A 16,629-nucleotide genomic window follows, 5' to 3' on the forward strand; every position below is an offset into this window, starting at 1 on the left:
GGCGTTGAAGCAAGAGCATAGCGTTCGGCCTCGGCGGGCGAGCCGCTGAGGCCTGTCCAACGAATCAGATTAGTCCGGCAGCCAGCCGTTGGCCCAATACTGCAGGTTTTCTCCGCGCAGCATGAAATCACGCAGCACCGTCTCGCGCAGTTCGTCGCCCATGCGGTAACTGGCGCTGGGGTCGGACAAGTGCATGCGAATTGCCTGCAACCATTCTTCAGAGCTGTTGGTGTACACGCGGGTGGCTGGCAGATGGCCGCGATACGCCTCGGTGTCTGAACAGATGACCGGGTAGCCGCAGGCGCCGTATTCCAGCAACCGCAGGTTGCTTTTACAGTCATTGAAGATATGAAATTCCAGCGGCGCCAGTGCCAGGTCAAGGTTCAGGCTGGCCAGTTTGGCTGGGTAAGTCTTCAGGCTGACCGCCGAGTGAAACTCATGAATGTAAGGTTTGAGCAGATCCGGACACATGCCGAAAAACACCCACTCGACCTCATCAGCCAGTTCACGCACGACGTCCACGATCAGTTCCAGATCGCCGCGATGGCTGGTGCCGCCGCCCCAGCCGATGCGTGGCTTGTCGGAACTGCGACGCTTGCTTCTCAGGTTGTTCCACAGATGGGTCGCCAGCATGTTCGGCACTACGCGAATATCGCTGTGCATGCTCGACAGTACCTCGGCCAACGGGTGAGTCGACACCACTACCCGGTCGCACAGGCCGATGCCCTTGCGCAGCATGGCGCCAATGTTGTCGGGCATGTTGCGCTTGTGCTCGTTTCGCTCCGGAACATCGGCGATGTAATCATCGAGCTCGAATATACGCATCGCATTGGAATAGTTCTTGGCCAGCTCGATGTCCGGGACCTTGGCTTCGGTGTAGCGCCCCTGAAACACGATGACATCTGGCGACTGACGCTCTATCTCGACTGGCGATGCCGTCTCGTAGGTCATGCGGCCAACCACCCGCCCGGCACTGATCAATTCAAGCAATGGCTGGCTGACCCGGTAATGACCGACCGCCGACGAGTTGACCGCCATGCCGAGGATAGAAGGCAGATGACGGCTGCAGAACGGGTCCCAGCCGACCAGCAGGCCGGGATCAAGGGTAAACGACAGCGTTTCGTTGAGGTACAGGTTGGTGTTGTACGCCTGATCCCTGGCCATCTTCGGCAGCCATTTCTGGAAGAATGCCTTTTGTTCGTTATCGAGCGCCTTGCGCAAGGTCTCGTTACGCTCTGCGGCACCGGGCTCGGCCAGCACCATTGACGAATCGGGGGTGCCGACAATCAGGTAACCCTCACGACCGACGCGCATGCACAGGTCCAGATCCTGCAGCCCCTGCGTGAAGGTCGCGGCGTCCATTTCTCCCGCGCTGTCGAACACTTCCTTGCGCACCATCAGGCAATTGCCGCTGACCGCACTCCAGTTCTGCGTCAATTGCAGGCGCTGCATGTAGCCGCTCGCCCCTGCCGGGAAATTGATGAAGGGCCGACCAGCCAGGCCGTCCATGCCCATTACCATGCCCGCATACAGAACAGTGCCCTGCGGGTTGAGAATACGTGGGCCGACGATTCCGACCTCAGGGCGCTGAGCGTGATTGAGCAGCCCTTGCAGCCAGTCAGCCTGATGAATCATGGCATGCGGACTGAGCATCAACAGATAATCGCCACGCGCCTGACGGGCAGCATGGTTCTGAGCGAATGCTTCGCTGCCTGTTTCAGGCAACGAAAAAATCCGCAGTTTGTCGGTGCCTAGCAGGCTCATCGCCGCAAACCACTCGCGAGCATCGGCGCCTTCACTGGCATTATCGACGACCAATACTTCGTAGTTCGGGTAGGTCGTATTACTGAGCAGGCTATCTACGCAGCGCTCCAAAGCGCCCAACTGGTCCTTGGCAGTAATGATGACTGACACCAGCGGCAGTGACGGATGCACGTACTCGATGCGGTTCAGCAACGGCAAATGGTCATGGTGAATCAGATGATCCCTGCCGATACGCGTCAGATGGGCGGCCACTACCGATTCGTTGTGTTCAGCGACACAGGGCAATGACAGCCAGTCGGCAAACGCCAGGCGGGACTCGACCTGCACCTCGGCGATATGCTCGATGGTCTGTGGCCCTACACCCTCGACCAGGCGCCAGATGACGTCATGGGGTGCCAGCTCCGCGTGGGCCGAATCAAAACCGCCCATGTCCAGCAGGTTGCGGCGTTCGAACGCCAGCGTGCGCCCCACATAAGGGTAGGCACGCAGCAGGTCCAGATTGAAACCAGGCTTGAAAATAGGCTCTCTGGATTCGTCTTCGACCAGAGCCCCTTCATCACTGTAGATACACAACAAGCCAGAAGTCTGGGCGATACGCTCGGCCAGCACCAGCAGCGCGGGCTGGGTCAATCGGTCGCCAGCGCGAAGCAGGTAAACCCAGTCGGCGCTGTCCAGCAGCGGCAGTACTTCGTTCAACTGCCGAGCCCAATCGCGCTGTAAGGAAAAACGCAATACCTGAGGGTCGTCAACGTCAGCGTTGGTCAATACCACCACCGAATCGGCAGCGTAATCCTGCTCGGCAATGCTACTCAGCGTGATGTCAAGACCTTCGGCATCACCGTCAGGGTCGATGATCACCGGGACAATCCGCGGCTGCCAGGCCCAACTGCCAATGCGTCGTTCCAGCAGCTTTTTTTGCGGAACCGAAAAGCGTCGGCAGGACAGCCACTCCGCGTACAGCTCGGCATAACTGTCGCTGTTGCTGCCGACGCGGCTCATCATGATGCCCTGTCGACCGGCCATTACCCCGTAGAGGCCAACTTCATCCCACTCGCGCGGCACTTCGTGCGCTCTGCGCAATGGCAGGAAACGCGCCCAGCCCTGGGCAGGTGCGTCTTCCCCGCTGCGCGCCTTGAGCATTTCATTCAGCCAATCCCATTCGGTGGTGGCTTTTTGAAGCATATCCGTCTGACTGCTGAGGCGACCGGGATGAAGCCGCTCGGTGCTCTCGATAGCGTTAAGCACCACAAGATTGCCGCGACGCAGCAAGCAGATGAAAAGCGTGAAATCCAGCAGTGCGACAAAGCCCTGCCCCGGCACCGCAAGGGACGGCAGATACTCCAGGACATCGGCACTACGCATCAGCGCACCGCTGAAACCGCCGAGATAATTGCGTGACGTACGCTCGAAGATCGCCAGCATGTCCTCACCCTTGAACACGGCGTCGTACGGTACAAGACCGACGTTTTCCATGCGCGCCGGCAGTACATAATCATCCACATCCACCAGATGGCGTTTGCTGACGACAAGCTGCACATCCGGATAGGTGTCGAGGGTCTGCGCCTGATGCGCGACGCAGTAGGTGTAGAGGCGGTCATCGTCGCAGAGAAACTTGATGTATTCGCCGTCAGCCTCTTCCAGACACTTGAGCAAGTTGCCCTGAAAACCCAGACGCCGAGGATTGCCTACGTAGCGCGCTCGCTCGTTGCCGGAAGGCACCAGCTCGTCAAAAATCGTTTTTATCTCGTCGGTAAGGCAATCGTCGCAGACGATGATTTCGATATTGTCGTACACCTGATCCAGAGCACTTTGCAGCGCAGCACGGAAAAAGCGTGGGTTGAGGGCGGGGATGACGACACTGACGAGAGGGGCTGAATTCACTATTACAGACTCGCGAGCGGCGGGAAACCAACAGGTCGAATGGCTCCCCTTACCGCTGAAAAAAGACGGCGGATGCTCACGTCAGGGTTCAAAGCTGACTGAACAGGTTCAACTTGGATAGCATGGTAAACACCTGCTGGGAAGCATCCAGCATGGTCTTCTGCAGCGTCAACCGGGTAGTTGCCTCGACGATGTCGGCGTTGACGTAAGAGCCCTGCTCCGTGGTGTTGTTGCCCTTGAGCAGATCGTTGGTCACGCCCTGAGCAATTGCCGCAAGCTGACGCGCACCGCCAGCGGAACGCGCCGTGGATGCCTGTTCGATACTGCTGCTCATGTTGCCCAGCGCGGTATTCAGCGACGCAGTCAGTTTCTGGGAAGCTACCAGATTGCCGTCGGTGGGCGTTGACAGCGCCTTGATGGCCGCTGTCAGTGTATTCAGTATGTTTTCGGTCTGGTGGGTACCGGACTCGACGACGAACTGATCGCCAGCCGCAGGCGTGCCGCTCAGGTTGAAGTTGACCCCGGAAGCATTGGCCGTCGACCCAGTCATAGTGCCGCTGGATACCGGCTTGCTGTTGCTGGTCAGTGGCGCTGCGTACAAATCGTAAGCGGTCGGGCTGGTGAACTTGAGAATCGCGCCTTCGGTCGGGAACGTATTGTTGAACGCGGTACGGTCGGCAGCCGTATTACCGACATTCGAGCTGCTGACGGTAGCGGTCGATGTATTACCGGCACTGCGCGACGTGGAAACGCTGTCTGGCGTCGAAGCCAGTTGATAACTGCGGTTGGTCAGCGCGGCATCGGCTGTGGCTTGCGAAGCTCTGTCTGCAGCAGGCAGGTTGATGTTGAGGCTCAGTTCCACACCCCGGAAGGTAAACGACTGAGCATCGAACGAGCCATTGCTGAACTTGCCTCCGGACGACGTATCCGTGGTCACATCGGTGCCAGTGGCATCGGTGATCTTGAATTGCGTGCCGCTCAGGAACGTCATCGTGTAGGGTTCGCCGCCCTGATAACTCGAGTTGTAGACCGAGGTAGACGTCACCAGGCCACCGCTGAGGCTGACCTTGCCATCATCGGTTGCCGGGGACATCAGTGTCGAGGACGTGCGAGTGGTGTTGACCGCCTGCTCGAACGCGTCGAAACCCGTCGTGTTGCTGGCCATTACCAGACCATCGCCCACCGCCAGATTGATGCTGGTCTGGTCGCCCTTGTAACTGTATGAACCGTCGGCGTTCTGGGAATACGGCGGCGTCGAGGCCTTCGACCCGGCAAATATGTACTTGCCGTTAGGGTCCTGGCTGTTCATCAAGCCCAGAATCTGGCCCTGATACTGCTTGAGCGCCGCGGCTTTGGCGAGACGATCGGAGTCAGTGTAGGCGCCGTTGGCAGCCGATACGATTTCATCGCGGGCAGCCTGCATCGTGTCGATAATGCTGCTCAGCGTGGTTTCAGTGGTCACCACGTTGGTATTGATCGTGCCGATATTGCCTTCGTACTGGTTCAGCATGGAGTTCTGCTGAGCCAGTTGCAGAACACGGGCTGCGCCGACCGGGTCGTCGCCTGCCGTATTAAGCTTGATGCCGCTGGAAACCTCTTCGCCGGTCTTGCTGAGGTTCGAATAGTTACGCTGATAATTAGCGTTCGTGGCTTCGTAAAACTGGGTAGTCGAGATACGCATGGCTCACGATTCCTTAAAGGCTGTTAATCAGCGTGCTGAAAATGGTTTGTGCCGCCTTGATGATCTGCGACGAGGCCGTGTAGTACTGCTGATACTTGATCAGGTTGGAGGCTTCTTCGTCGAGCGATACACCCGAGACCGAATCACGTGATGCCTTGGCCTGACCGACAACGGCAGCAGTGGCCGTGACATCGTTCTTGCCTTGGCTCGCCAGAGTGCCCACCACCGAAACCAGGTTGGCGTACGAACCCGAAAGGCTGCTACCCACGCCACCGTTGCTCACGCCGACGGTCTTGGCCGTCTGCAGCCCTACTACAGCTAGCGCGTTGCGGTTGTCGGACGAACCCCCCCCCGTCATGCCGATGCTGAAGGTATCGTTGGCAACCGGCGATCCGGAAATCGTCATTTGCAATTCGAAGGCGGTCTTGCTGCTCGGTGTTGTCGTAGTGTCGGTGTAGCCGACGTTCAACTTCACCGTGTTGGCCTGACCCTGAATGATCGAACCGCCCACCGCGTTGCCATTCTGGTCAAGCACTGCGCCGCCACTGGCGTTAATCAGGCTATAAGTCTGCACGCCGGTACTGCTGACGGCACCCATCACCAGTTTCATGGGGGCGGAATCTTTGAGCGCATTGCGCAAGTCGGCAGTCTGCGTGCTGCTGTAGATATTTGATTTGGTGTTCAGCACCGGCTGGGTGAAACCACCCGTGCCGGAGTTACTGCTGCCCGCCGTCGCCGTCAGTGGCGCTGCGGCTGCAATGTCCTTGGCATCGGTCAGGACCACCGAGATGCCCGAGGCGCCAGTGCGTGTCGGTGTGAGCTTGAAACTGTCACCCGCGGCCAGATTGTTGCCGTTGAGGCTGACGCTGAAACCGTCGAACTGCTTTGGCGGGTTGTCACTCAACGCACCGGCGCCCACGCTCTCGCCGTTGGGCAGGCGACGGATCGTGAAATTGGAAGCATCACTGAACGTTACTTCGTAATCATCGGCGGTCAGCTTGCTGGCATCACCGATGGTGACGTTCAGATTGCCGGAACCACCGCTGTTGGTGGTTTTGCCGATGCTGCGCTGGGTGATGGCATCAGCGCTGTTGATGCTGGAATATAGGCTCGAACCAAAATTACCCTTGCTGTCGATACCCTGGTTCAGCTGGCTGTTGACCTGATCCGACAGCACCATCGCAGTACGGCCCAGTTCATTGGCCGCAGGCACCAGCACTTCGGAGCGATAACGCAGCAGCCCGCCGATCGAACCGCCGGTGAGGACTGAGGTGACGTCGGTCTGAGTCTGGCCGTAGGCGATCTGCACGTTGTATTGCAACGGATCGGACGGGCTCGGGGTGGCCGACATCTTGTAGGAGGTACCACCGCTGACCAGAGATTGCCCGGTGCCGGTATAGATGTCGTAGTTACCGTTGTTCTCGACCACCTTCACACCCACCAGCTCGTTGAGTTGGCGAACCGCTTCGCTGCGCGAGTCGAGCAGTGTGTTTGGCGTGGCGTGGCCCGCCGACGCCTGAGTAATCTGCTTGTTCAGGCTCGCCAGCGTGGTGGTCAGCTCATTGACCTGCTTGGTGTAGGTATTGAGCTGGGAATTGACGTTGTCATTCTGCGTGGACAACTGCGAAGAGACCGAATTGAAGCGTGCGCTCAGCGCGCTGGCCTGGGTCAGGAACGAAGAACGTTCCGCCGACTGCGTGGCGCTGGTGGCAATACCCTGCATCTTGGTAAAGAAATCCGCCAGCTGGACGGAAATACCCGTCGCATTGTCGGACAGCAGCGTATCGGTCTTGCCTGCCTGACCGGAATAGGCGACTGCATCCGCGCTAAGGGCGGTGCTCGATTGCAACTGAGTGTCCAGGTAGCTGTTGTAGATGCGACGCACGTCGGACAACGTTGTGCCGGTGCCGAGATAGCCGACACCCTGACCAAGGGCAATCTGTGCCGACGCCGTACTCAGCACTTGCTGACGCGAGTAACCAGCGGTGTCCACGTTGGCCGTGTTGTTACCGATGGTGTTGATCGCAGCACTACTGGCGTTGATACCTGAAAGCCCAATTGAAATCAGCGACATGATTAAAACCTTATAAAGTCGTGGAAGAGCCCGTTGCAGCGGCGTATGTCTGGTAACTCTTCATCTGCTTCGCAATCTGCGAAATCTTGCTGGCATAGTCCGGGTCGGTGGCGTAACCGGCCTTCTGCAATTCTTTTACAAACTGTTCCGGTTTATCGGCCGAGTTGACCACTTCTTTATATCGATTGTTGTTCTGCAGCAGGCTGACCAGATCATGGAAGCTGTCAGCGTACGAACCATAGGAGCGGAAATCTGCCGTTTCCTTGACCATTTTGCCGTCGCGGAACTCACTGGTGATAGCGCGCGCCTCGGCGCCCTTCCAGCTACCGGCGGCCTTGATGCCGAACAGGTTATGACTGCTGCTGCCGTCCTGCTGACGCATGATCGACTTGCCCCAGCCGGTTTCCAGCGCGGCCTGAGCCACCAGCATGACCGGGTCTACACCGATACGCGCTGCGGCTTCCTTGGCCAGCGGCAGCATGGTCTCGACGAACTGATCGGCGTTGCTGAACGCGCGCTTGGCCGGGGCCAGCGGCGGCTGGGCCATCGTGCGCACGTATTCCGGCGCAGGCGCCAGGTTCGGGTCGAGTGTCCAGTCGCCGTTCTTGCCAGCGATCCCCGGAGCAGCGCGAGCCGGCACAGGACTGTTGGTCACCACTGCGGTGGCCGACGGCACGATGCCTGCCAGCAGGCGGTCGGTGAGCTTGCTCGGCAAGGACAGGCGACGGGCATTGAGCATGGCCATGTCGTTGCGGCCTTCGCCGGACGCCGAAGCCGCTGCAGCTGCCTGGTCGGCCGCCGCCGAACGCGTGGCCCACAGCGGACGCTGGTAGACACTGGTCGCCAGACCGGTCTTGGCAGGCGCCGCGTCAGTGGCGGTCGCAGGCCTGGCCGCATCGGTTGGAGCCGCGTGCTGGATGCCCTTGTCTTTCGACAACTGGCGCATCAGGACGTCCTGCAGGCCGATACCGTTACCACGGGTAGACAGCGTGACTGCCAATTGCTGGTCATACATGTCCTGATACTGCCGCGTCGCCGCGGTGTTCATCGGGTTGTCCTTGGCCAGCACTTCGTTGGCCGAGCGCATGGCCTTGAGCATCTGGCTGACGAACAGCGATTCGAACTCGCGGGCCACCTTTTTCTGGTTTTCCACGCTGTCCTTGTCGCCATGCTTCAAAGCCGCCAGACGGTTGACGTCGGTGTAGGCACCGGAGTCGACCGCTGATGAAATTCCGCCCTTTGGCATATCCATGCGCAAGTCCTCAGATAACGATCAGGTCGGCTTGCAGTGCGCCGGCCTGTTTCAGGGCTTCGAGAATGGCCATCAGGTCACCGGGCGCAGCACCCACCTGATTGACCGCACGGACGATCTCATCCAGCGTGGTGCCTGGACCGAACTTGAACATCGGGTGCAGCTCCTGCTGGGCATTAACCCGCGAACGGGGCACTACCGCGGTCTGGCCACCGGACAGCGCGCCCGGCTGGCTGACGATCGGGTCTTCGGTAATGGTCACGGTCAGGCTGCCGTGCGTCACAGCGGCAGGCGAAACCTTGACGTTCTGGCCGATGACGATGGTGCCGGTCCGGGAATTGATGATGACCTTTGCAGCGGTCTGACCCGGATCGACTTCCAGGTTCTCCAGAATCGACAGGTAATCGACACGCTGACCCGGATCAAGCGGCGCGGTTACACGCACCGAGCCACCGTCCAGCGCCTGGGCGACGCCAGGGCCGAGCAAGTCGTTGATCTTGTCCACAACCCGCTTGGCCGTGGTGAAGTCGGAACGATTCAGGTTGAGGGTCAGGGTATTGCCCTGATTGAAGCCGCTCGGCACCGAGCGCTCTACCGACGCACCACCTGGAATGCGCCCCGAAGACGGGACATTTACAGTGATTTTCGAACCGTCACGACCTTCCGCATCGAAACCACCCACGACCAGGTTGCCCTGAGCGATGGCGTAGACGTTGCCGTCGACACCTTTCATAGGCGTCATCAACAACGCACCGCCACGCAGGCTCTTGGAGTTACCGATCGAGGACACGGTGATATCGACCGTCTGACCCGGCTTGGCAAACGCCGGGAGGTCTGCATAAACAGCCACCGCCGCGACGTTTTTGAGCTGTACGGTGCCGGAACCGGCCGGCACCTTGATGCCGAATTGCGACAGCATGTTGTTGAAGGTCTGCAGGGTGAACGGGGTCTGGGTGGTCTGGTCACCTGTACCATTGAGACCCACGACCAGACCGTAACCGATCAACTGGTTGGCCCGTACGCCGGAGATGCTTGCGATGTCCTTCAGGCGCTCGGCCTGAACGCCGAACGCTGTGGACAACAACAAGGTCGCCGCTATCAGTTGCTTGAGCTTGATCATGTCTATCCCGCTATCAGAAAGGGAACAACGGGCTGAGGAAGAACCGGTCGAACCAGCCTGGCTGGCTGGTGTCGGCAAAGGCTCCGGTCCCCGAATAGGTGATGCGTGCATCGGCAATACGGGTAGAAGAAACAGTGTTGTCGGTTGCAATGTCATCGGCGCGAATAAGCCCGGCGATCCGTACCAGTTCATCACCGGTGTTGAGGGTCATCCACTTCTCGCCACGCACAGACAGGATGCCGTTGGGCAGCACATCCGCAACCGTCACGGTGACCGAACCGGTCAGGCTGTTGCTCTGCGCGGCCTTGCCGTCACCTTTGGTCGTCCGGGCGCCGTTGTAACCGGCGTTCAAACTGAGGTCATTGCCGCCAATCGGATTGTTGGTAGTCAGCCCCGAACCGAACAGCGAGGTCAGGCCGATACTGTTGTTGCTGTTCTTGGACATGGCGGATGTCGCCGCCTTGCTCGCCGCCATACGCTCGGAAAGCGTGATGGTGATGATGTCGCCGACACGGAACGCTTTGCGGTCGCCGTACAGGTTCTGCTCGAAACCGGCCTGATAGATGGCGCCATTGTTCGAAGCAGCCGACATGGGCGTACGCGGCAACACCGGAGCGTAGTAAGGGTCATTGGGCTTTGCCGTCGGCGCAACACAGCCGGACAGCAGGGTGATCCCGCACAATGAAGCGATCAACACTGAAAGACGCGGAACACTAAGGCGGTTCATGACACTTGAAACCTCGCGGTGTAGCAGGCGCTTATCAGGCGCCCTGTCGGATTGAGCAGTTTTCCTGGCAACAACATCAGTGCCTTAAAGGTTCTGAGTCAGGTTTTGCAGCATCTGGTCAGCGGTGGAGATCACTTTGGAGTTCATCTCGTAAGCGCGTTGGGTGGTGATCATGTTGACCAGCTCCTCTACCGTGCTGACGTTCGAGTTTTCCAGGGTGTTCTGCAGGGTCGGGCCCAGGCCGTTGAGGCCCGGCGTGCCGATCTGCGGCGCGCCGCTCGAACCGGTTTCAAGGTACAGGTTGCCACCGATGGCCTGCAGGCCGGCCGGGTTGATGAAGTCGGCAGTCTGAATGTTGCCGATGATCTGCGGCGTTGCGGTTGCACCCGCCAGCGTGACCGAAACCGTACCGTCCTGGCCGACCGTGAAGGTCTGTGCAGCCTGTGGTACGACGATCGCAGGCTCGAGGGCATAACCGTTGGCGGTCACGATCTGGCCGTTGGCGTCAAGGTGGAAGGTACCGTCGCGGCTATAGGCCACGGTGCCATCCGGCTGAGTCACTTGAAAGAAGCCGCGACCGTTGACCGCCAGGTCCAGCGGGTTGTTGGTGGTCTGCAGGCTGCCTGCCGTGAAGTTCTTTTGCGTGCCGACAATGCGCACACCGGTACCCAGTTGCAGGCCGGACGGCAGTTCGCTGTCCTGAGTGGACTGAGCGCCTGGCTGACGCTTGATCTGGTACAGCAGGTCCTGGAACTCGGCGCGATCACTTTTGAAACCTGTGGTCGAAACGTTCGCCAGGTTGTTGGAGATCGTGGTCAGGTTGGTGTCCTGAGCGGCCAGGCCGGTTTTGGCGACGTATAGTGCAGGAAGCATGTGTGTTCTCCTCAAGCGCCGGTTTGTCGGCGCAAGCTGTCATTGATTAGCCAAGTTGCAAGACGCGCGCCATAGACTGATCGTCTTCTTCAGCGGTCTTCATCATCTTGACGTGCAATTCGAATTGACGGGACAAGGCCAGTACCGAGGTCATTTCCTCGACCGCATTGACGTTGCTCGCCTGCAGAAAACCGGACTCGACCTGAACCGTGGCATCTGCATCGGCAGGCCGACCGGTCTTGGTGTGAATCAGGCCGTCAGGGCCTTTTTCCATGGTCTTGAGGTCGGGCTTCACCAGCTTGATGCGGTCAACCTGGGCCATCACCTGCGGGCTCTCGCCCAGCGAACGGATGCTGATGGTGCCGTCGGAGCCGATCTCGATCTGCTGCTGAGGCGGCACGGCGATCGGACCACCATTGCCCATTACCGGCAAACCGCTGCCGTCGCGCAACACGCCCAGCGCATCGATGTTCATGCCGGAACTGCGGGTGTACGCTTCACCACCGTCGGGCGTCTGTACTGCGATCCAGCCATCACCCTTGACGGCGATGTCCAGTTCACGACCGGTCTGCACCATAGCGCCAGCGGAGAAATCAGTGCCAGGGCGTTCGCTCATGGCATAGGCACGGGAAGGCATGACCTCGCCAAACACCGGCATCGAGCGGGCCTGTTCAAGGTCACGCATGAAACCGTTGGTCGAGACGTTTGCCAGGTTGTTGGCGTGAGCCTTCTGCGCAATCGCGTTTTCAGATGCACCGCTCATGGCGACGTAAAGCAACTTGTCCACAGTCTTCCTCCTCCGACAGACGCTTGCCGCCTGTAGCTGTTCTGAAAGGGTTAAAGCAATTTTGGGACCAACTTGTCAGGGTCGATACAAATGCTTGATTAGTCAGCAAAAACGGGCACCCTAGATACAGGTCGAGGCAAAGCGCCAGCCAATAGCGGCGGCGGACTGCCGCCCCTCCTTCGCCGAAGCCGATACAACGCCAAAAAAACTTCGCACACACGCATCGACGACCCGGACGACAGTGATAATCTGGCAGTCATTACAGACCTCATCGGTAAATCGCCATGTCTTTTCGTGGGTGCTTCGTCGGCACTGCAGCTGCCAGCCTGATGGCCCTGGCGCTGCTCGCCCAGGCCGCCCCCGCGCATTACTACAAATGGCAGGGCGACAGCCGCATCGTCTGTGCCCAGAGCAGCCCCGGGCCAGGCTGGAAACGACTGAAAGGCCACTTCATCAAGGCCGACTGTTCGATCTGATCAAGTCGATTGAATCAGCGTCTGCATCAGCGTGACCTCTGTGGATATCGCCTTCGAGTTGGCCTGATAGGCCGTCTGCGCCTGAATCAGGGCGATCAGCTCATCCGCCAGCACGACGTTCGACCCCTCCAGCCCGCCACTGATGATGCTGCCCAGCGTGCCGATGCCCGGCACGTCGTAGTCGGCCACTCCGGAATCTGCAGTTGCCGCCCAGCGTGTGTCGCTGCGCGGCTGCAAACCGTGAGGGTTGGCGAAACTGGCGAGCATCACCTGGCCTATATCCTTGTTCATGCCGTTGGTGAAACCCGCGCGCAAGATGCCGTCGCGCCCGACGTCCAGGCTCTTGAGTTCCCCTGCCGAATGACCGTCGACGTAGGCAGACGAGCGCGAGCTGGCGGCGTTGTGCTGAAGCAGATTGGTAAAGTCGATGGTCATGCCGTTGGCGCTGCCAGCCGCCCCGTTGGGGGCCCAATGCTCGCGCTCGGTACCGGGGCTCGCCACCATCGCCGGCGACCAGCCCTTAAGCTGCAGCAGGTTGCCTTTGCTGCTGTCCAGACCAGTGCTGCCGGTCAGCGACACGACCGAACCATGGGTATCGAACACGATGTTGGCCGTAAGCGGCGCTTTTGATTCGGGTTGTTGCGGGTTTCGATCATCAATCAGTACGTGCATCCGCCAGCTGTTGGTGCCGTCTTTCACGAAGTATTGTTTCAGCTCGTGCATGTTGCCCTGACTGTCAAAAATCTGATTGCCGAACATCCTGCTGTAAGTGTTCAGATCAGAGGCATCGAAGTCCGGAACCGAACGACTCATGACCGAATCGGTGGGGTCGAGAACGCTTACTCCAGCCTCTTCCAGCGGCAACGAAACAGTGCCGCCATTGAGAGAACCGCTTGCCATCCACACGCCATTGACTTGCCTGGCAGGCACCCAGTCCTGCAACGCAAACTCAGTGTCCGAGATTTTACGAATGTGCTGGTTATTATCGCTGTACGACAGAGAGCCATCGGGTTTGAGCTCAACGCGTACTTGCAGCGGCGTCACACTGTCAGGGTCCAGCGGGTTGCGCCCATCCACCAACACATGCATCGTCCACTGGTTATCTTCGGTCTTGACGAAGTACTGCTTGAGCTCGTGATCAGCCGCCTGCACAGGAACAATCCCCACGTCCTGAATGGTACGGCCGGCAACCCGAGTGTAGGTCGCCGGGTTGGCAGGATCAAAAACCGGCAAGCGGGAGAGCGAGGGCAGCGACGAATCCAGATTGATATTTTCGGACACTCTGGTCGTGGCCCTGGCTGCGACGTTGGACGTGTCGATCTGCAAGTCCGTGCGAATGCCACTGATTATTTCGCCCTTGTCATTCGCCGCATAGCCTTGCAAGCGGCCGCCATCGCTGTCGACCACAAAATTGGCGGCATCCTTGAGGAAAGCGCCGGCTCGCGTATAGGCCAGAGAGCCCTGATCACTCACCACAAAGAAGCCGTTACCCTGAATGCGCATGTCCAGCGCATTGCCGGAACTGATCACCGTTTCACCCTGATTGAAGTTCTGCTGCACCGCAGCCAGTCGCACACCATCGCCCACGGCATTGTTTCCATTGCCGAGCTGCGCGGACGAATACAAGGCCGAGAATTGCGCACGAGAGGATTTGAAACCGAGGGTGCCTACGTTGGCGATATTGTTGCCTGCTACCTCCAGTCTCTTGTTGGCAGCGTGAATACCACTGATCGCTGTATTGAATGACATGAGTACTCCCTTGCCACAAAGGCATTTTATAGAGGAGCTTTATTCTCACACCATCGTGCGTAGGACATTTCCAAGTAGGTTGAACGACCCATCCGTAACTTTAAACACGGTCAGAACTTGACGGATTCATTAATGACCGCGCATAAAAAAACCCCTTTTTACAGGGGTTTTCAATACCGACCGCTATGACGTGGATTACGTCATCTGAATAGTGGTCTGCATGATGGTGCTTTGTGTGGAGATAGTCTTGGCGTTAGCCTGATAGTTGCTCTGCGCCTTGATCAGGTTAACCAGTTCCACGGTCAGGTCGACGTTGGACTCTTCCAGCGCCTGACCCGTGATGTAGCCCAGGGTACCGGACTGCGGAGCGCCACTTACCGGTACACCGGAAGAGAACGTTTCGCGCCAGTTGGTGCCACCGGCCTGCGCCAGGCCTTGCACGTTGGCGAAGCTGGTCAGCGACGTCTGGCCGATCACCTGAGACTTGCCGTTGGTGTAGGTTGCAAACAGGTTGCCGGTCGAATCAACGTTCATCGCGCTGAGCTGACCCGTGGCGTAGCCATCCTGATCCTGCTTGAGCAGACCAGAAACCGAAGCAGTCTGGGTAATGTCGGACATGTTCAGTTTGATGGAAGCTGCGCCGGTTGCCCCGTTTGCGGCCCAGGTTGCCGAACTGCCAGTACCGATCTGTACACCAGGCACCCAGTTGTTGACGGCGAACGTACCGTCGGCATTGAACTTGATGTTGGCGCTGTCGCTGGGGACAGTGCCCGGCGCAGCAGTGACCAGATTACCCGCAGAGTTGAACGTCAGGTTGTTCTTGTCCGGCGTGGTGCTGGCCGGGTTGGAAATGCTGCGCCCGTCCATCAGGGAATACATCGACCAGGTGTTGGTGCCGGTCTTGACGAAATACTGATCCAAGGTATGAGCATTGCCTTGGGTGTCGTAAGTAGGCGTGCTGTATTTGGTGTTGTAGGTCTTGGTGTCAGTGGCATCGAAAGTCGCAACGGACGGCATGGGAGTCGTCGAGTTCAGGTTGGCCGAGTTGGTGATGGTGGTCGTGGCCTTGGGCTCCAGGTTGGACGAGTCCACACGCAGATCGCTGAGCGCACCGGTTACCACCGAACCACTGGCGTCCACGTTGTAACCCTGCAACTTCATGCCGCTGCTGTTGACGACGTAGCCTTCCTTGTCGGTGTGAAATGCACCGGCACGGGTGAAAAGCTTCTCGCCGTTATTGCTGAGCATGAAGAAGCCGTCGCCGTTGATGGCCAGGTCCAGGCTGTTGGCAGTACCGGTGGTCAGGCTGCCCTGCGAGAACTGCTGGGAAACCGCTGCAGTGGTAACACCGCTGCCGACACTGCTCTTGCCCGACGTGCCACGGATCGACTGAGCGTATTGGTCAGCGAACTCGGTACGCGATGATTTGAAACCGGTAGTCGCTACGTTGGCAATGTTGTTGCCGGTAACGTCGAGACTTTTGTTTGCAGCATAGAGCCCACTAAGGCCGATATTGAAAGACATGTTTCACTCCTGCGCCGTAGCGGCTCTACAATCCGATGGTTTGAACTTTGGACAGGGCAACACTGCCGCTGGCCAGGTTAAGCGTTGTTTCAGCACCGTTGACACCCAGCGTGACGCTGTGAACCGTGGCGGGCAGATAAGTCGAAAGTTGCGTGTTCTTGCCGTCGATCGAGCCCTCGGCCTTGAAGCTGTAAGTGCCCGATGGAAGTGCTGTACCACTTGAATCCGTACCGTCCCAGGCAAAGCTGGTAGTGCCGGCTTTTTGCGCCCCAAGATCGACGCTGTCGACCAGATTGGATTGCGCGTCGTAAACCTTGACCGTTGTCACCGAGCTGGCGCCCGGAACCACGATCGAGCCGGTCAGGCCCTTGCTCGTATCGACAGAAGTGCTGCCCGAATCGATGATCACCGAACGGCCCACCAGCGACGACGCCTGTAAGGCCTGGGACGACTTGTAACTGCCGGCAATCGTGTCAACCGTCTTGGTCAGGTTCTGCATGCTTTCAAGGCTGCTGAACTGGGCCAGCTGAGCCACGAACTGGGTATTGTCCTGTGGGTCCAGCGGGTTCTGGTTCTTCATCTGCGTAACCAGCAGTTGCAGAAAAGAATCCTTGCCCAGCGTACCGGTCGAGTTGGTCGCGGTAGGTGTCGGGTTTTGCAGCGTGTTCAAAAATGTCGATGAAACGCTGTTTGATGAGGTGCTATCAACGGCCATAACGTT

General features: G+C 58.8%; 12 protein-coding genes. 1 reads left to right on the forward strand and 11 read right to left on the reverse strand.

The window, feature by feature from the left end; translation table 11 throughout:
* Window positions 1-69: 69 nt before the first annotated feature.
* The 8 genes from ALO43_RS14920 to ALO43_RS14955 all read right to left on the reverse strand — a co-directional run bounded on the left by ALO43_RS14920 (window position 70) and on the right by ALO43_RS14955 (window position 12,159).
* Window positions 70-3,645 carry a glycosyltransferase gene (locus ALO43_RS14920; protein WP_054997730.1) on the reverse strand — a complete coding sequence of 1,192 codons (3,576 nt, stop codon included), beginning with the start codon at window positions 3,643-3,645 and terminating at the stop codon, window positions 70-72.
* An 88-nt stretch (window positions 3,646-3,733) separates the two neighbouring features.
* On the reverse strand, window positions 3,734-5,326 hold the full coding sequence (locus ALO43_RS14925; RefSeq protein ID WP_054997731.1) for a flagellar hook-associated protein 3: 1,593 nt from the start codon (window positions 5,324-5,326) through the stop codon (window positions 3,734-3,736).
* A 13-nt stretch (window positions 5,327-5,339) separates the two neighbouring features.
* Window positions 5,340-7,400 (reverse strand): flagellar hook-associated protein FlgK, encoded by a 2,061-nt coding sequence (flgK, locus tag ALO43_RS14930; protein ID WP_024670746.1) that lies wholly within the window; start codon window positions 7,398-7,400, stop codon window positions 5,340-5,342.
* A gap of 10 nt (window positions 7,401-7,410) precedes the next feature.
* The gene (flgJ, locus tag ALO43_RS14935) at window positions 7,411-8,652 is read right to left on the reverse strand and encodes a flagellar assembly peptidoglycan hydrolase FlgJ (protein WP_054997732.1); all 1,242 of its coding nucleotides are present in this window, start codon (window positions 8,650-8,652) and stop codon (window positions 7,411-7,413) included.
* Between the two features lie 10 nt (window positions 8,653-8,662).
* Window positions 8,663-9,772, reverse strand: a complete 1,110-nt coding sequence (locus tag ALO43_RS14940; RefSeq protein ID WP_005890060.1) for a flagellar basal body P-ring protein FlgI — start codon at window positions 9,770-9,772, stop codon at window positions 8,663-8,665.
* A gap of 13 nt (window positions 9,773-9,785) precedes the next feature.
* Complete coding sequence (gene flgH / locus ALO43_RS14945; RefSeq protein WP_005890058.1) at window positions 9,786-10,499, reverse strand: flagellar basal body L-ring protein FlgH; 714 nt, start codon at window positions 10,497-10,499, stop codon at window positions 9,786-9,788.
* Window positions 10,500-10,583: 84 nt separating this feature from the next.
* A complete protein-coding gene (flgG, locus tag ALO43_RS14950; protein WP_005890056.1) occupies window positions 10,584-11,372 on the reverse strand; it encodes a flagellar basal-body rod protein FlgG in 789 nt (262 codons plus the stop codon).
* 46 nt (window positions 11,373-11,418) lie between these two features.
* Window positions 11,419-12,159, reverse strand: a complete 741-nt coding sequence (locus ALO43_RS14955; RefSeq protein WP_024670748.1) for a flagellar basal body rod protein FlgF — start codon at window positions 12,157-12,159, stop codon at window positions 11,419-11,421.
* 284 nt (window positions 12,160-12,443) lie between these two features.
* Here ALO43_RS14955 and ALO43_RS14960 point away from each other — a divergent pair, with 284 nt between their 5' ends.
* Window positions 12,444-12,635, forward strand: a complete 192-nt coding sequence (locus ALO43_RS14960) for a hypothetical protein (RefSeq protein WP_024670749.1) — start codon at window positions 12,444-12,446, stop codon at window positions 12,633-12,635.
* Here the strand turns inward: ALO43_RS14960 and ALO43_RS14965 are convergent, their stop codons facing one another.
* The 3 genes from ALO43_RS14965 to flgD form a co-directional block, all read right to left on the reverse strand.
* Entirely contained in the window at window positions 12,636-14,384 is a 1,749-nt protein-coding gene (locus tag ALO43_RS14965) for a flagellar hook-basal body complex protein (protein ID WP_054997733.1), read from the reverse strand.
* Between the two features lie 195 nt (window positions 14,385-14,579).
* Complete coding sequence (gene flgE / locus ALO43_RS14970) at window positions 14,580-15,908, reverse strand: flagellar hook protein FlgE (protein WP_005890046.1); 1,329 nt, start codon at window positions 15,906-15,908, stop codon at window positions 14,580-14,582.
* Window positions 15,909-15,933: 25 nt separating this feature from the next.
* Window positions 15,934-16,623 carry a flagellar hook assembly protein FlgD gene (gene flgD / locus ALO43_RS14975; protein WP_005890044.1) on the reverse strand — a complete coding sequence of 230 codons (690 nt, stop codon included), beginning with the start codon at window positions 16,621-16,623 and terminating at the stop codon, window positions 15,934-15,936.
* Window positions 16,624-16,629: the final 6 nt, after the last annotated feature.

The organism is Pseudomonas tremae (genome assembly GCF_001401155.1).
Classification (GTDB): domain Bacteria; phylum Pseudomonadota; class Gammaproteobacteria; order Pseudomonadales; family Pseudomonadaceae; genus Aquipseudomonas; species Aquipseudomonas tremae.